Genomic DNA, 15,364 nt, shown 5'->3' on the forward strand with positions numbered 1-15,364 from the left:
GGGCGTCAGTCTAGCGAGATCACCATGCCCGGCTCGGCCAGCAACACGTCGCCGTCGACGTGCGGCCGGGCCTCGGCGAAGACCTGCTGGGGGTCGTGCCAGGGCGGGATGTGGCTGAGCAGCAGCCGGGGTACGCCGGCCGCGGCGGCGTGTTCGGCGGCCCAGCGGCCGGTCAGGTGCACATCCAGCGGCAGGTCGTCGGCCGCCAGGAAGGCGGCCTCGGCCAGCAGCAGGTCGGTGCCGCGGGCCAGCTCGATGAGTGCGGGATTCGGGCCGGTGTCGCCGGTGTAGACCAGTGCGCTGCCGTCGGCCTCGACGCGGATCGAGTAGGCCTCGCATCCGTGCCGGGCCGCGATGGTGGTCACCGTGAAGGGGCCGATCCGCTGGCTGGGCTGCCAGGTCTCGAAGGTGCACCACCAGTCGGTGACCTCGTCGGGAAACGGTTCGTACGCCCGGGTCATCCGCTCCGGCGCGTTCGCCGGGGCGTACACCGGGATCGCCGGCCAGGGCGCGGTCGGCGAGAAGGTGGCCGCGACATTGAACGCGCACAGGTCGAGGCAGTGGTCGGGATGCAGGTGGGACAGCGCGATCGCGTCCACCCGGCGCGGATCGATGGCCCCCCACAGGCCGCCGAAGCCACCCGGGCCGAGGTCCAGCAGCAGCCGGAAATCGTTGTGGGTGACGAGATAACAGCTGGCCGGGTTGCCCGGACCCGAGGTCGATCCGGAGCAACCGATGACGGTGAGTTCCACGCCCCGAGGCTAGCGGCCACCGCACGCTCATCGAGTAGGCCGCCATGCGCAGCGGCCCTCCCACGCTCATCGAGTAGGCCGCCATGGGCAGCGGCCCTCCCACGCTCATCGAGTAGGCCGCCATGCGCAGCGAAGCGGAGCAATGGCGGCCGTGTCGAGATGAGCGACCCTCCGCCGGTTGAGCGAGCGAGGTACGAGCGAGTCGAAGCCAAGTACCCCAAGAGGCGAACTCTTCGCCGCCATCCGCGCCGAAACCGAGCAGATCGCCGCCGCCGAAGCACGCCGGTTTGGTCGCCATCGCGGCCGCCTGCGGCAACCACTCCGGACTCGACATCCACACCGACGAGTTGTCCTGCGCGAACAAGCCAACAGGGCAACGCAGGGCAGGCCGAAGCAGAAGAAGGCGAAGCAGCCGGTCTCGCCGGGAGCGCAGCCTGCCCAGATTCCCCACCAGAGCGACGAATCGTCCCGTACCGGCGGGGTTCATCTCGACACGGTCGCTGCGCGACCTACTCGATGAACGTAAGGGCGACCTGCTCGAACGAACGCCCTCAGGCGTACTGGCGCACGTCGGCGACCAGGCCGCCGATCAACCGCCGGCCGATGCCCTCGAAGCGTTCCGGGTTGCCGGTGGTGAGGAACTCGCGCCGCCCCTCCCGCGGGCCGGAGCGCAGCAACCCCAGTTCGGTCAACCGGGCGTAACAGGCCTGGGCGCACTCGTCGGCGCTGGAGACCAGGGTGACGCCGTCGCCGAGCAGATAGGACAGCGGGCCGGTGAGCAACGGATAGTGGGTGCAGCCGAGGATCAGCGTGTCGATCCCGTCGGCCTGCAGGGGCGCCAGATAGCCCCGCGCGGCATCGAGCAGCTCGTGACCACCGGTGATGCCGGCCTCCACCAGCGGAACGAATCGGGGGCAGGCCTGCGTACTGAGGCGGACCTGCGGGGCCGCGAAGAAGGCGTCGTCATAGGAACCGGAGGCCGCGGTGGCCTCGGTGCAGATCACCCCGATCCGGCCGTTGCGGGTGGTCTGCACCGCGCGCCGGGCGGCCGGCAGGATCACATCGACGACCGGCACCGAATACCGTTCGCGGGCGTCGCGGAGCACCGCGGAGGAGGCGGAGTTGCAGGCGATCACCAACGCCTTCACCCCGAGTGAGACCAGGTGGTCCAGGCATTCCAGGGCGTACTCGCGGACCTCGCCGAGGGTCTTCTCGCCATAGGGGGCCCGGGCGGTGTCACCGAGATAGATGATGTCCTCACCGGGCAGCTGGTCGACGATGGCACGGAGCACGGTGAGCCCGCCGAAGCCGGAGTCGAAGATGCCGATGGGCGCGTCGGGGTCGATCGAGGTCACGGTCCCCCATTGTGCCCCGGCCGCGGCACCGGGTCCGCCAACCGGGCCGCTCACCCGGGCCGATTGGCGGCGATCACCTCGTCCAGACCGAGCGCGCCGGCCAGGCCCCGTTCCTTCGCGGCGGCCACCCAGCCGGCCTCGGCCCGCGCCACCTCGCGCGCCGCGGCCAGCACCTCGGCTGCGGCGGCGGCCGGGACCACCACGATCCCCGTCGCGTCGGCGCGGACGATGTCACCGGGTTCGATGCGGATCCCCGAGCAGTCGATCGGCACGTTGATCGCACCGGGCCCGGCGAGGGTCTGCTTGCCCGGTACCGAGGCGCGGGCGTACGCCGACAACCCGGTCTCGGCAATCCCCTCCAGGTCACGGATCGCGCCGTCCACGACGATGCCGACCCCGCCCCGTTCGGCGACGACGCCGGCGAAGATCTCACCGATCAGGGCGGCCTCGGTCCAACCACCGCCGTCGATCACCACCACATCACCGGGCTGCACCTCGTCGGCGGCACGCAGCGGATAGAGCAGGTCCCCGGGGTTGGTCCACACGGTCAGCGCCGGGCCGCAGAAGTCCTGCTGCCCGACCAGCCGCCGGATCGCACTCGGGAACACCTGGACCAACGGGGAGGCGTCCGCCAGATTCCCGGTCTCGATCTCCCAGAGCGCGGCGACCAGGTCACGATCCGGACGGTCGATGTCGATGTTCAGGGTCCAGGGCTGCTGGTTGCGGTTCACGGCGGCTCCTTCTCGCGGTTGCGTGCCACCAGTCTGGCCGACCGCGGAATCGGGCAGCATGCCTTCCATGGACGAGCTCGGTTTCTATTTCGGCATGCACCCCTTCGGCGCGGTGGCGATCGTGGTGTCGACCGTGCTGCTCTATCTGGTGTTCAGCCTGATCCTGTCCCGATTCGGGCAGCGGTTGTACGCCTCCCCGTCGAGTCTGGAACTGGCGATCGTCACGGTGCTCGGGGCGATCGTGGGCCGCTCGATCCTCGGCCAGGTGCCGACCCTGGGCGGCGGCCTGCTGGCGCTGGCCACCCTGCTCTGCCTGGAGGCGATCGCCGGCCGGGTACGCCGCGGCATGCAGCAGGGTCGCCGCCAGCAGCACCGCGCCACCGCGATCGTGGTCGACGGCCACCTCGAGACCCGCGAGCTCACCCGGTTGCGGCTCGATGAGTCCTCACTGTGGGCGGCGCTGCGCGGGGCCGGGGTCTGCGACCTGGGTGAGGTGGCGCTGGCCGTGTTGGAGGCCAACGGCCGGATCAGCGTGCTGCGCACCGGTCAGCAGATCCACCCGGCCACCCTGACCGGCGTACGCCATTCCGATGAGTTGCTGCGCCGGCTCAATCCTGGTCGTCGGTGAGTTCGATGAGGACGCCCTGCAGATAGGCCAGCCAGTCCATCACCGCGGCCAGCACCGACCGGGGATCGTCATCGGGAAGATGCTGGAGCTCCTCCATCGATTCCTCGTCGTCGACACCGAGTCGGCTCGCCAGCACCAGCCGCAGCGCGTTCAGGCTCTTCAACCAGGCGGGCACCTGGGCCGCCGGGATCAGCACCGGCCGCTGCCGGAGCGCCTCCCGCAGCACCTCCAGATCACCCAGCTTGCGGCGCCGCAGTTCCCCCTCCGAATAGCGGCGGTGCTCGGAGGCGGCCTGCGGATCATGCGGATAGGGGTTCGGGAAGAGCCGTTGCAGGGCCGGATCCTCCAGCGGCTCCGGCTCATCGGGGCTCTCGGCCAGGTCGGCCTCCCACAGGGCGAACGGATCCTCGTCGTCGCTGGTGGCGGGGGGTTCGGGCTGGTCGGCGCTGAGCAGTTCGGTGAGCTGCTCGGTGAGCGAATCCAGCAGGCCGATGTCGTCATCGGTCAGATAGAGAGAGACGGTCTCACCGTCATAGTCGAAGCGGGCCACGCTACTCCGACCGATCCAGGGTCGCCCACAGGCCGAAGTCGTGCATGGCGTTGCAGTCGCGTTCCATCTCTTCGCGCGAACCGGTCGCCACGATCGCCTTGCCCTCGTTGTGCACCTGCAGCATCAATCGTTGCGCCTTCGCCTTCGGATAGTGGAAGTAGGTCACGAAGACATGGGTGACATAGATCTGGGTGTTCACCGGGTCGTCCCAGACGATCGTCACCCACGGGGTCTGCCGCAGCGCCTGATCGCTCGGGCGCTCGGCGATCGCGGTCCCGCCCTGCTGGTCGGGGTTCCCGGGTGTGACGGACATGGATCCCATGATGGCAAACCGCCGCCGACGCCACCAAAGCGTGGGCGCTAGCCTGTCCCGGTGACCACCGCGGAACCGCGCCCCAGCAGCGCCCTGCTCACCGATCATTACGAGTTGACCATGGTCCGGGCCGCCCTCGGCTCCGGCACCGCCGATCGGCACTCGGTCTTCGAACTCTTCCCCCGCCGACTGCCCGAGGGCCGTCGCTATGGGGTGGTCGCCGGGGTCGGGCGGGCACTCGATGCGATCGAGGATTTCCGCTTCGACGAGGCGGAGCTGGAGTTCCTGCGCAGCCACGGCATCGTCGATGACGCCACCGCCGACTGGTGCGCGAACTACCGCTTCACCGGCAACGTCTGGGGGTACGCCGAGGGCGAGGTCTACTTCCCCGGTTCCCCGCTGCTGGTCGTCGAGGGCACCTTCGCCGAGGCGTGCGTGCTGGAGACCGTGCTGCTGTCGATCTACAACTACGACTCCGCGGTCGCCTCGGCGGCCTCCCGGATGGTCGCGATGGCGCAGGACCGGCCGTGCATCGAGATGGGGTCGCGGCGCACCAACGAGGGGGCCGCGGTCGCGGCCGCGCGGGCGGCGTACGTCGCCGGATTCGGCGCCAGCTCGAATCTGGAGGCCGGCCGGCGCTACGGCGTACCGACCACCGGGACCGCGGCGCACTCGTTCACGCTGCTGCACGATTCCGAGTCCGACGCCTTCGCTGCCCAACTGGCGGCGCTGGGCAGCGACACCACTCTGCTGGTCGACACCTACGACGTCGAGGAGGCGGTACGGACCGGGGTCCGGCTGACCGAGGGCCGCCTCGGTGCGGTCCGGCTCGATTCCGGGGATCTACCGGAGACCTCGAAACAGGTCCGCCAGCTGCTCGACTCGCTGGGCGCCACCGACACCCGGATCATCGTCACCTCCGACCTGGACGAGTGGCAGATCGCCGCGCTGGCCTCGGCGCCGGTGGACGGTTACGGCGTCGGTACGAACCTGGTCACCGGATCGGGGCATCCGACCTGCGGTTTCGTCTACAAGCTGGTCGCCCGCGCGACCGGTACCGGCCCGGACGCGGAGCTGCTGCCGGTGGCGAAGAAGTCGGTCAACAAGACCTCCGTCGGCGGCCGCAAGTTCGCGCTGCGCCGGCTGGATGAGGACGACCAGGCCACCGAGGAGGTGATCGGCATCGGCACCCCGCCCGACGGTGATCACAACGACCGCCCGCTGCTCACCGAGCTGGTCCGCGGCGGTGAGATCGTCGGCCGGACCTCGCTCGATCAGGCCCGCGAACGGCACCGTTCCTCGCTCGCCGAGCTGCCGCTGGCCGCCCGCAAGATGTCCCGCGGCGAGGCCGTGATCCCGACCACCTACCTCTGAAGATGTCAGGGGTTATGCACAGTCCGCGAGACTGGGGCCGTGAGATCGACCCCAAGGGATTGGAGATGCGATGCGCGCCTTGATCGTGGTGGATGTGCAGAACGATTTCTGCGAGGGCGGTTCGCTGGCGGTGACCGGCGGTGCGGCCACCGCGCGGGCGATCACCGAGCTGCTCGCCGGTGCGCACGGTTACGACCTGGTGGTCGCGACCAAGGACCACCACATCGATCCCGGTGCGCACTTCTCCACCGACCCCGACTTCGTGGACAGCTGGCCGCCACACTGCGTGGTCGGTACGCCGGGCGAGGATTTCCATCCCGAGTTGGGTTTCCGGGACTTCGCGGAGATCTTCCGCAAGGGTGAGTACGCCGCCGCGTACTCCGGTTTCGAGGGCGCCGGCGGTGACGGCAGCACGCTCGCGGACTGGCTGCGGGAACGCGGGGTGGACAGTGTCGACGTGTGCGGGCTGGCGACCGACTACTGCGTTCGCGCCACCGCCGTCGATGCCGCCGGTGCGGGTTTCCGGACCACGGTGCTGCTGCCGCTCACCGCGGCGGTCGCGCCCGACCGGATCACCGACACCTACGCCGCCTGGCGGGCCGCCGGGGTGGCCACCGAGGGCGAACTGACCTCGTGACTTCGACTCGCTCGTTCCTCGCTCGATGAGCGTGCGCTTCAGCGCACGCCGATAGCGCGGAACTGGACACTGACCCGGGGGCCGACCCGCTGGGTGGTCTTGGCGATGCCGTGCTCCCAGGTGCGCTGGCAGGAGCCGCCCATCACCAGCAGATCGCCGTGGCCGAGCGCGAAGCGGTGCCGCGTGCCCCCGCCGCCGCGCGGCCGCAACCCGAGCGTCCGGGCCGACCCGAGGGAGAGGATCGCCACGATCGTGTCGACATCCCGGCCGCGGCCCAGGGTGTCACCGTGCCAGGCGACCGAGTCGGCGCCGCTGCGATAGAGGCAGAGGCCGGCCGAGACCAACTCCTCCCCCAGCTCCGGCAGATAGTGCGCGCTGAGCCGACGGCGGGCCTCGGCCAGCCCGGGATCGGGCAGCATCGCGCCCTGGTCATAGAAGCAGGTGAGCCGTGGCACATCGACCTCACGGTCATACATCCAGCGCCGCTCGGCCTGCCAGGGGACATGTTCCAGCAGCCGCTGGAACAGCGGATCGGACCCGGTCAGCCAGCCGGGCAGGTGATCCACCCAGGCGGTGCCGGAGAGCCGGGTCCGCGCGGCACCGGTCAGCGGCGCGAACCCGTCCAGCGGATCGGGCAGCGCGACATCCAACAACGAGGACTGCGATTCGATCACCTGTACGAGTGTACCCGCTTCCGTCGCCACCGCAACGGGTCGCTAGGTTCGAGGTCATGACCGATCGCAGCACCACCCTGCCCACCGCCTCCGCCGCCGCGCTCGGCGTACGCCAGGACGCACTCGAGGCCTTCGTGACCGCACTCGAGCAGAACGGGGTGGAGCTGCACGGACTGGCGGTGGTCCGCCGCGGCCACCTGGTGCAGCTCGGCGCCTGGACGCCCTGGCAGCAGCAGCGGCCCACCCTGGCGTACTCGGTCAGCAAGACCGTCACCGCGAGCTGTGTCGGCATCGCGATCGGCGACGGTCTGCTGAGCCTCGACGACCGGGTGGTCGAGGTGCTGGGTCCGGAGGTGACCGGCCCGGTCGCCCCCGGGGTGGAACAGATCACCGTGCACCAGTTGCTGTCGATGGCGACCGGGCACACCGTCGACACGCTCCCGGCGATGCTGTGGAAGAGCGATCCGATCCGCGCCTTCTGCGGGCAGGCGCCGCAGGCGGAACCGGGCAGCGTGTTCTGCTACAACAACGGCGCCACCTGGCTGCTCGGCGAGCTGGTACGCCGCGTCACCGGTGAGCGGCTGGTCGACTTCGCCACCCGCCGTTTCCTTGCCCCATTGGGAATCACCGATCTGCACTGGCAGGAGTCATTCGGCGCGGAGTTCGGCTTCTCCGGTTGTTTCCTCACCGTGGAACAGAGCGCGGCGATCGCCGAACTCTACCGCTGCGACGGGGTCTGGCAGGGCGAGCGGCTGCTGCCCGAGGGCTGGGTGGAACGGGCCAGCAGGGAGCAGATCTCGACCGCCGGTGAGGAGAACGCGCACAGCGCGATGGGCTACGGCTATCAGCTGTGGCGGCACCCCGACGGTTTCCGGCTCGACGGGGCCTTCGCCCAGTACGGCATCGTGCTGCCCGAGCAGGAGGCCGTGATCGCGGTGACCAGCGGCAACTTCCCCTCGCTCGGGGTGATGTCGGCGGTGCTGGAGCACCTGCAACCCGGCCTGGCACCGTTGACCGACAATCCTGTGCAGGCAGGAGATCCGGAGCAGATCAGCGGCCTCGAGGTGCCCTGGCCGGCCGGTGACGGTGATCCGGTGGGTCCGGTGCGGACCGCGGGCCCGGTGCGCAACGAGCAACCGGCCGAAGCCCTGGACCAGTGGTGGTTCCCGGCGCTGGCCGATGCCGCCGTCGGTGCTCAACAGGGTGGCTGGCAGCTGCAGCTCACCCTCGCCGGGCAGCCCACCGCGGTCGATCTGGGCACCAGTGCCTGGCTGACCACCGAACTCGTCGCCGAGCAGGGCCACCGCGTCCCGGTCGCGACCCGCTGCCGGCGGGACGGTGCGACGACCACGGTCTCCCTGGCCTTCATCGACACCCCGCACCGGCTGACGCTCACCCTGACCGAGGACGGTGCCGTGCAGCGCTGGAACTGCCCGCCGCTGAACGGCGCCCCGCTGGCCGGGCTCAGCGTCGACTACGAGACGGTGACCCCGAACCGGGCCTGAGCCGGGCTCACTCGCCCGGATAGGAGCCGATGCTCCACTCGTTGCCCTCCGGGTCACGCACCGTCGAACCACGGCCGCCGTAGTCCATGTCCTCGGGTTCGCGGATGCTGGTCCCACCGGCGGCGAGGGCGCGGGCGTGCACCCGGTCCACCTCGGCGTCGGTGTCGACCACCAGATAGACCCCGCCGGTGCCGACCCGCGAGTCCTTCGCATGCTCGGAATCGGGGCGTACCGAACCGGCCATCAGGCCGCCGTTGTCGCGCCAGCGGAACTGCGAGTGTTCGACCCGGGTGGGATCGGACTCGTCGCGGACCACGAGCACCTCGACGAAGCCGAGCTCGGTGAGGAAGGCGGCACCGGTGTCGAAGTCGCGATAGATCACCGAGGGGAACAATTGTGGCTTTGGCATGTCATCAGCGTGCTTCCTGGGTGCGCGGATCGTCTTGAAGGATTGGGAAGTCATCGGCCAGCGAGCGCCGCGGTGACAGGCCGCAGAGTTCGGACCATTCCCGGCTCAGGTGCGCCTGGTCGCTGAAACCGAAGCGGTACGCGGCTTCCGCCAGGGCGAGTCCGGCCCGGACCGCGCCGCGGGCACGATCGAAACGGGCCACCCGGGCGAGTTGCTTCGGGGGGAGGCCGAACTCCTGGCGGCAGCGGTTCTGCAGTTGCCGTCGGGACCAGCCCACCTCGGCGGCGACGGCCTCGATCCGCGCCCCGGGGCGTCCCAGCAGGTGCCAGGCATGGTCGAGTTCGGCCGGGACGGTGCTGACCCGGTCACCGGCGCGGGAGAGCAGCTGCGCCTCGAGCAGGTCGAATCGGGTCTCCCAATCGGTCGCGCCGGCGATCCGGTCGTGCACCGCGGTCGGTACGCCGAGCTCGGCAGCACCCGTGAGATCGTTCGCCAGCGCACCGATCGGCGTCCCGAAGAAGCTCCGGAACCCCTGTGGCGTAAGCGAAAGCTGGATGCCGCACTGGCGGCCGTGGGTATGCACCAGGGACGGTCTGGTGTGCAGCCCGGCGACCATGAACCAGTTCTGCTCGGAGCGGCCGGGATCGTGGGCCCAGCCGACATCGATGGGTTCGGCGAAGGCGAGGATCACCGTCGCCCCGGGCGAGGGCACCCCGAAGTGCACCGCCCGTGGGTCGGTGATCAGGTCGTAGCCGACCATCGGCCCGGCGAGCAGGCCCCGCAGACCCGGATGCACCGGGCGTACGCCCCCAGCCATGCCTGCAGTCTAGAACCTGGCGCTCCTCGAGGTGCGTCAGGATTCGCCGTTGATGCCCTCGTCCATCAGCCTGCAGGCGGCCGCGGCCCGGTCGCTGGTGAACACGTCCTCGAGCAGCATCGGCTCACCGTCGGGGCCGGTGAGCGGGACCCGCCAGTTCGGGTACTCGTTGGTGGTGCCCGGCTGGTTCTGGGTGCGGCGGTCGCCGACGGCGTCGGTGAGGGACAGGTTCAGCATCCGGGAGCGGGTGAGCAGCAGGAAGCGGTGCAGCGCCAGCACCACCGCGGCGGGGTCCTTCGTGCCGTCCTCGTCGGCGTCGATCAGACCGTGGCGGTGCAGCACCTTCATCCATTGCTCCCGCTCACCACGGTCGTGCTCCAGCTCCTGATCCAGCGAGTCGGTGAGCAGCCCGAGCCGGTGTCGCAACCGGACATGATCGCCGGCCAGGTAGCCGAGTGTCGGCGGCAGATCGTGGGTGGTCACCGAGGCCAGACAGTATTCGCGCCATTCGTCCGGTTCGTAGGGGCGCCCGCCGGGGACCTCCCAGTCCTGTTCGAACCAGAGGATCGAGGTGCCCAGGATCCCGCGCGCCGAGAGGTAGTCACGGACCCACGGTTCGACTGTGCCGAGATCCTCCCCGACGACCAGAGCACCGGCCCGATGTGCTTCCAGGGCGAGGATTCCGATCATCGCCTCGTGGTCGTAACGCACGTAGGTGCCCATCGTCGCGGGCAGCCCGAGCGGCACCCACCAGAGCCGGAACAGGCCGATGATGTGGTCCACCCGGATGCCGCCGGCGTGCCGCAGGATTCCGGCGACCATGTCGCGGAACGGCCGGTACGCCAACTCCACCAGGCGATCGGGACGCAGCGGCGGCTGCCCCCAGTCCTGCCCGCGCTGGGTGAACTGGTCCGGCGGTGCGCCGACCGAGACCGATCCCGCGAAAGCGGAACCGAGCGCCCAGGCGTCCGCCCCGGCGGGGTTCACCCCGACCGCGAGGTCGTGCACGATGCCGAGCTCCATGCCCGCCTCGACAGCAGCGGCCTGCGCGGTGCGGAACTGTTCGTCCAGGCACCACTGCAGCCACTGATGGAACTCGATCTCCTCGTCATTCTCGTCCCGGAATCGTTGCACCGCAGAGGTTTCCGGGCTCTGGTACTCCTCCGGCCACTGCCGCCAGTCGGGGCCGAGGGCGAGGCTCAGCGCGCTCCAGGTGGCGAAGTCGAGCAGCCCCTGACCCTCCCGGTCACGATAGGCCGCGAAGGCGTACTCCCGACCGGGTCGTCGACCGGCGGCGTGCACCAGCCGCAGGGCGGGCTCCTTGGCCAACCAGACCTGGTTGCGGTCGATCGCGTCCAGCTCAACGACGCGGCGCTGCACCTGGTCGAACAGGCCGCGGATCCGGGCCCGCTCACCGGGCTGCAGGTCGGCGTACTCGGCGATCGCCTCCACCCGCAGATAGATCGGGTTGAAGAACCGCCGGCTGGTCGGCAGATACGGGGAGGGCTCCATCGGCACCTGCGGTTCGGCCGCGTGCATCGGGTTCACCAGCACGTATCCGGCCCGGTATTGGCTCGCCGACCAGACGGCCAGATCGGTGAGATCGGTCAGGTCGCCGATCCCCCACGATCCGTTCGACCGCACGCTGTAGAGCTGGGTCGCCAACCCCCAGGTGCGCCGTTTTCCCAGACTGGCGGGAAATCCGAGGAACTTCGGGGTGACGATCAGCGTGCCGGTGGCATCCAGCTCACCGGAATCGGCGCGCAGCGTGTGATAACCCAGCGGCAGATCCGCGGGCAGTGCGAAGCTCGCCTCGCCGAGCAGCTGGCCGTCGATCTCGCGGTCGGGTTCCCAGTTCTCGAGCTGGACCAGCTCGCGCGTCGTGCCGTCCTCCAGCTCGAGGCGCACCGTGACCGGATCGCCGGCCGGTACGTGCACGACGACCTCACGCAGATCGCCCTCGGTGAGGACCAGACAGGACGGCAGCATCCGTCGCCAGCCGGCGTTCCGATGCTCGGCGAGCGCGGCCTCCGGATCGCTCACCTCGACACCGAGTGCGGTGAGCACCGCGGTCAGGGTCTCGGCGGCGACGGTGGTGGGCCGATCCTTCCAGTCCAGGAATTCGGTGGCGACGCCGTGGGCGGCCGCCAGCGCGGCGAGGGCGGGAGCTGGGCTGGCCGCACCCTCGGGGGTGTCCGATCCGCTCACGGCCTCAGCGCTCCCGGACGACCTGGGTGCGGGCCGGCTTGTCGTGCAGCGCCTGCCGGTTCCGGTCCCAGAGCGGGAAGAGATAGTCGAGCAGGCCGAGCAGCGGGACCAGACCCATCAGCTGGGTGACCAGCGGGCGGATCACCGCGGTCCCCCAGCGCAGACCGCGGGGGCTGCGGCCCTGCCCGAGGGGCACCACCCGCAACCCGGTGGCGAGCTTGCCCAGGGTCGCGCCGCGGGAGCGCAGCATCAGCGCCTGGTAGACGATGAAGGCGACCAGGGTCAGGGCCTGCACGGCGACCATCTGCGGGGTGACGATCAGCTGGACCACCTGGCCCAGGTCGAGCTGGGTGCCGGTGGTCATCACCTCGGTGAGGTAGGCCTCGTAGGCACTCATCGACCGGGAGATGGCCGCATTCAACCCGGTCACCTGGGCGATCCCGTTGGTGACCAGGGAGAGCAGCATCCAGTCGATCACGAAGGCCAGCAGGCGCCAGCCCCAACTGGCCAACGGCACTCCGTCGGCCGTGGTGGCCATCGGTCCCGGGCGGCCGTATGCGGGCTGCATGCCTTGACCGGGTTGGCCGTAGGGGGCCTGACCGTAGCCACCCGGCTGCTGCCCATACCCCTGCTGGCCATAACCCTGCTGGCCATGACCCTGCTGACCGTACCCGGGTTGCTGGCCGTACGCGCCCGGCTGGGCGGCAGGCGCCGACTGCTCCATCGGGCGGGTGTTCCGGGTCCACTGCCAGCCGTCCCAGTAGCGCTCCTGACCATCGCGCGCGGGGTCGGGATACCAGCCACCGGGGGCCGCGTGCCGACCGGGGGGCGCGGGCGGGCTGCCTACCGGGATCTCGTCGCTCACGGGGCCAGTGTAGGGGCCGGGTGGCTGGTCACAGCCAGCTCAGGTACTGCCCGTGCGGGCCGGTCCGGGCCAGCGGTACGCCGTCGCGGGACAGCACGAACGAGGGCGGCCCGTCCCAGGCGGGCGCCCGCTCGCCGACCCCCGGGACCACCCGCTCCCCCTCGTTGGCGATCCACTGCACGCCCAGCCCTTCGACCAGGTCGAGATAGCGCTGCCGGTCCTCGCGCTGCAGATAGGCCAGCACCGCCGACCCGAAGACGACCACGGTGGCACCGGCGGGAGCTCGCTCGACCAACCCGGGGAGTTCGGCGAGCAGGTCCCCGCGGACGCGGGTGACGGGTACGCCGGCAGCGGTGTCGAGGGCGGTCGCGAGTCGCTGCTCGCGCTCGGGCTGATCCGGCCAGACCAGCGCACGCAGCCAGCGGGCGTCCTCGGCGTCGGCGGGGTCGAGCGGGTTGAGGTCGATCCCGGCCCGCCAGACGATCTCCGGCATCGTCTCGGGCAGCGGCGGCTTCGACTCGCACTGCTGCCCGGTGTCGATGCGGCAGGTCAGCTCGGGGGCACCGTCACCGAGGGTGTGCACCCCGCCATCGGGCAGCAGCCAGCGATAGGCGTACCGATCGGGGACCAGACAGAGCCCCGCCGACATGCCGATCTCGATCAGGGCGAGCGGCCCGGGCAGATCGGCCAACGCGGGCAGCAGGGGGGCGCAGCGGCCGGGCTCGTTGGTCTGCGTGCCGCGGGTCAGGATCACCTGTTCGAGCGCGGGCCAGTGGTCACCGACCCAGTCGAGCAGCGCGCCACCCGGTTCGGTCGGCGCGTCGAGGAATCGCAATCCCCCAAGGAAAAGATTGGGCTGCCGCTTGGTCCCGGGCAACTTGTCGAGACGCTCCCGCAGCGGTTCGGCGGCCGGGTCGGTGGCGATCCATTCGCAGAGCCGCTGCCAGGTCGGTGACGAACCCACCGCCTCCTCGGCGAACCAGGCGTACAGCTCCGCGATGGCCGCGTCGGCGTAGAAATGCGATCCCTTCATGGCCGCACCCTAGCCCGCGGACCCGCCCGAGGACCGGTGCAAGTACCACCGCTGAGCGACATCGGTGAAACCACCCACAGTGGCGTGAAACCCCCACTGCAGTGGGGGTTTCACGCACCGGAGGGTGGTTTCACGCAGGGCTTCGACTCGCTCGTACCCCGCTCGCCCAACCGCCGCGCAACTCAACTCGACTCGCGCGGCATTGCTCCGCTTCGCTGCGCATGCCGCACTACGCGATGAGCGTCAGGCGTCGTAGTCGGAGAGGTTGCCGCGCTTCTCCTGGTCACGCTCGATGGCCTCGAAGAGGGCCTTGAAGTTGCCCTTGCCGAAGCCCAGCGAACCGTGCCGCTCGATCAGCTCGAAGAAGACCGTCGGGCGGTCGCCGGAGTTGGTGGTGAAGATCTGCAGCAGGTAGCCGTCCTCGTCGCGGTCGACCAGGATGCCGCGCTTCTGCAACTCCTCGATCGGCACCCGGACCTCACCGATCCGCTCCCGCAGCTCCGGGTCTTCGTAGTAGGAATCCGGGGTCTGCAGGAACTCGACGCCCTGGGCGCGCATGTAGTCGACGGTGGCCAGGATGTCGTTGGTGGCCAGCGCCAGGTGCTGCGGGCCGGCACCGTCATAGAACTCCAGGTACTCATCGATCTGCGACTTCTTCTTCGCCACCGCCGGCTCGTTGAGCGGGAACTTGACCCGGTGGTTGCCGTTGGCGACGACCTTGCTCATCAGCGCGGAGTAGTCGGTGGCGATGTCGTCGCCGATGAACTCGGCCATGTTGGTGAAGCCCATCACCTTGTTGTAGAACTCCACCCACTCGTCCATCTTGCCGAGTTCGACGTTGCCGACGATGTGGTCCAGCGCCTGGAAGATCCGCTTCGGCGCACCCTCGGGCTTGCGGTAGGTCGAGGTCTTCTCGACATAACCCGGCAGGTAGACGCCGTTGTAGTCCTTGCGGTCCACCAGGGTGTGCACGGTGTCGCCGTACGCCTGGATGGTCGCCATCCGGACGGTGCCGTGCTCATCGCTCAGATCGTGCGGCTCGACCAGGATGGTGGCACCGACCTTGCGGGCGTGCTCGATGCACTTGTCCACATCGGGCACGGTCAGCGAGATGTCCTGGACACCGTCGCCGTGCTTGCGGTGGTGCTCGGCCAGCGGCGAGTCGGGAGCGACGACGCCCTTGAGCACGAACTTGATCGCGCCGGACTTCAGCACGTACGCCTTGTGGTCGCGTACGCCCTGCTCCGGGCCCTGGTAGCCGATCAGCTCCATGCCGTAGGCGGTCTGGAAGTAGTGGGCGGCCTGGGTGGCATTGCCCACCACCCACACCATGGCGTCCCAGCCGGTCACCGGGAACGGGTCGGAGTCGGCGTCGTACTCGACCAGACCGACGAGCTGTCGGAGCTGGGACAGGTCAAGCTCGGCGAGGCGTTCTTCATTGGTCAGCAGGTCAGTCATGAAGTAGATGCTGCGAATCGGCAACAATCTGCGCAAGCGATGCTCATCCAGGTGT

At 69.9% G+C, this 15,364-nt stretch carries 16 protein-coding genes; 4 read left to right on the forward strand and 12 right to left on the reverse strand.

Annotated elements, in window-relative coordinates; translation table 11 throughout:
- Positions 1 to 5: 5 nt before the first annotated feature.
- The 3 genes from BI335_RS16450 to BI335_RS16460 all read right to left on the reverse strand — a co-directional run bounded on the left by BI335_RS16450 (position 6) and on the right by BI335_RS16460 (position 2,838).
- A complete protein-coding gene (locus BI335_RS16450) occupies positions 6 to 752 on the reverse strand; it encodes an MBL fold metallo-hydrolase (protein WP_094406861.1) in 747 nt (248 codons plus the stop codon).
- 551 nt (positions 753 to 1,303) lie between these two features.
- Positions 1,304 to 2,107: a glutamate racemase gene (gene murI / locus BI335_RS16455; protein WP_094406859.1), complete on the reverse strand. Its 804-nt coding sequence runs from the start codon at positions 2,105 to 2,107 to the stop codon at positions 1,304 to 1,306.
- Between the two features lie 50 nt (positions 2,108 to 2,157).
- Complete coding sequence (locus tag BI335_RS16460) at positions 2,158 to 2,838, reverse strand: RraA family protein (protein ID WP_166646841.1); 681 nt, start codon at positions 2,836 to 2,838, stop codon at positions 2,158 to 2,160.
- A gap of 67 nt (positions 2,839 to 2,905) precedes the next feature.
- On the opposite strand from BI335_RS16460, the gene BI335_RS16465 reads away from it, so the two are divergent.
- Entirely contained in the window at positions 2,906 to 3,466 is a 561-nt protein-coding gene (locus BI335_RS16465; RefSeq protein ID WP_166646842.1) for a YetF domain-containing protein, read from the forward strand.
- On the opposite strand, the gene BI335_RS16470 is transcribed toward BI335_RS16465, so the two are convergent.
- Together BI335_RS16470 and clpS are read right to left on the reverse strand one after the other, a co-directional pair.
- Positions 3,447 to 4,016 carry a DUF2017 domain-containing protein gene (locus BI335_RS16470; RefSeq protein ID WP_166646843.1) on the reverse strand — a complete coding sequence of 190 codons (570 nt, stop codon included), beginning with the start codon at positions 4,014 to 4,016 and terminating at the stop codon, positions 3,447 to 3,449. The two genes, BI335_RS16465 and BI335_RS16470, sit on opposite strands and share 20 nt — an antisense overlap.
- A 1-nt stretch (position 4,017) precedes the next feature.
- Positions 4,018 to 4,329, reverse strand: a complete 312-nt coding sequence (clpS, locus tag BI335_RS16475; RefSeq protein ID WP_208109329.1) for an ATP-dependent Clp protease adapter ClpS — start codon at positions 4,327 to 4,329, stop codon at positions 4,018 to 4,020.
- Positions 4,330 to 4,389: 60 nt separating this feature from the next.
- Between clpS and BI335_RS16480 the strand changes: the two genes are divergently transcribed.
- Positions 4,390 to 5,703: a nicotinate phosphoribosyltransferase gene (locus BI335_RS16480; RefSeq protein WP_267489631.1), complete on the forward strand. Its 1,314-nt coding sequence runs from the start codon at positions 4,390 to 4,392 to the stop codon at positions 5,701 to 5,703.
- Between the two features lie 70 nt (positions 5,704 to 5,773).
- The gene (locus BI335_RS16485; RefSeq protein ID WP_094355802.1) at positions 5,774 to 6,340 is read left to right on the forward strand and encodes a nicotinamidase; all 567 of its coding nucleotides are present in this window, start codon (positions 5,774 to 5,776) and stop codon (positions 6,338 to 6,340) included.
- 38 nt (positions 6,341 to 6,378) lie between these two features.
- Here the strand turns inward: BI335_RS16485 and BI335_RS16490 are convergent, their stop codons facing one another.
- Positions 6,379 to 7,014, reverse strand: coding sequence for an alpha-ketoglutarate-dependent dioxygenase AlkB (locus BI335_RS16490; protein ID WP_166646844.1), 636 nt, complete (start codon positions 7,012 to 7,014; stop codon positions 6,379 to 6,381).
- Between the two features lie 56 nt (positions 7,015 to 7,070).
- Between BI335_RS16490 and BI335_RS16495 the strand changes: the two genes are divergently transcribed.
- Positions 7,071 to 8,519, forward strand: coding sequence for a serine hydrolase domain-containing protein (locus tag BI335_RS16495; RefSeq protein WP_094432224.1), 1,449 nt, complete (start codon positions 7,071 to 7,073; stop codon positions 8,517 to 8,519).
- Positions 8,520 to 8,526: 7 nt separating this feature from the next.
- On the opposite strand, the gene BI335_RS16500 is transcribed toward BI335_RS16495, so the two are convergent.
- The 6 genes from BI335_RS16500 to hppD form a co-directional block, all read right to left on the reverse strand.
- Complete coding sequence (locus BI335_RS16500; RefSeq protein WP_094432226.1) at positions 8,527 to 8,928, reverse strand: VOC family protein; 402 nt, start codon at positions 8,926 to 8,928, stop codon at positions 8,527 to 8,529.
- A 4-nt stretch (positions 8,929 to 8,932) separates the two neighbouring features.
- Positions 8,933 to 9,745, reverse strand: coding sequence for a helix-turn-helix domain-containing protein (locus tag BI335_RS16505; protein ID WP_094432228.1), 813 nt, complete (start codon positions 9,743 to 9,745; stop codon positions 8,933 to 8,935).
- 36 nt (positions 9,746 to 9,781) lie between these two features.
- Positions 9,782 to 11,953: a 4-alpha-glucanotransferase gene (malQ, locus tag BI335_RS16510; protein ID WP_094432230.1), complete on the reverse strand. Its 2,172-nt coding sequence runs from the start codon at positions 11,951 to 11,953 to the stop codon at positions 9,782 to 9,784.
- Between the two features lie 4 nt (positions 11,954 to 11,957).
- On the reverse strand, positions 11,958 to 12,818 hold the full coding sequence (locus BI335_RS16515; RefSeq protein ID WP_094432232.1) for an RDD family protein: 861 nt from the start codon (positions 12,816 to 12,818) through the stop codon (positions 11,958 to 11,960).
- A gap of 28 nt (positions 12,819 to 12,846) precedes the next feature.
- Positions 12,847 to 13,851, reverse strand: coding sequence for a DUF2332 domain-containing protein (locus BI335_RS16520; protein ID WP_094432234.1), 1,005 nt, complete (start codon positions 13,849 to 13,851; stop codon positions 12,847 to 12,849).
- A 243-nt stretch (positions 13,852 to 14,094) separates the two neighbouring features.
- Positions 14,095 to 15,309, reverse strand: a complete 1,215-nt coding sequence (hppD, locus tag BI335_RS16525; protein WP_094432384.1) for a 4-hydroxyphenylpyruvate dioxygenase — start codon at positions 15,307 to 15,309, stop codon at positions 14,095 to 14,097.
- Positions 15,310 to 15,364: the final 55 nt, after the last annotated feature.

The sequence above is a fragment of the Enemella evansiae genome, from assembly GCF_002250705.1.
Classification (GTDB): Bacteria; Actinomycetota; Actinomycetes; order Propionibacteriales; family Propionibacteriaceae; genus Enemella; species Enemella evansiae.

What these genes read in the sequence shown, in the direction of transcription:
- hppD (WP_094432384.1), bottom strand. Translation starts at nt 15,309, where the DNA reads ATGACTGACCTGCTGACCAATGAAGAACGCCTCGCCGAGCTTGACCTG.
- BI335_RS16505 (WP_094432228.1), bottom strand. Translation starts at nt 9,745, where the DNA reads ATGGCTGGGGGCGTACGCCCGGTGCATCCGGGTCTGCGGGGCCTGCTC.
- BI335_RS16520 (WP_094432234.1), bottom strand. Translation starts at nt 13,851, where the DNA reads ATGAAGGGATCGCATTTCTACGCCGACGCGGCCATCGCGGAGCTGTAC.
- BI335_RS16495 (WP_094432224.1), top strand. Translation starts at nt 7,071, where the DNA reads ATGACCGATCGCAGCACCACCCTGCCCACCGCCTCCGCCGCCGCGCTC.
- BI335_RS16465 (WP_166646842.1), top strand. Translation starts at nt 2,906, where the DNA reads ATGGACGAGCTCGGTTTCTATTTCGGCATGCACCCCTTCGGCGCGGTG.
- BI335_RS16485 (WP_094355802.1), top strand. Translation starts at nt 5,774, where the DNA reads ATGCGCGCCTTGATCGTGGTGGATGTGCAGAACGATTTCTGCGAGGGC.
- clpS (WP_208109329.1), bottom strand. Translation starts at nt 4,329, where the DNA reads ATGTCCGTCACACCCGGGAACCCCGACCAGCAGGGCGGGACCGCGATC.
- BI335_RS16500 (WP_094432226.1), bottom strand. Translation starts at nt 8,928, where the DNA reads ATGCCAAAGCCACAATTGTTCCCCTCGGTGATCTATCGCGACTTCGAC.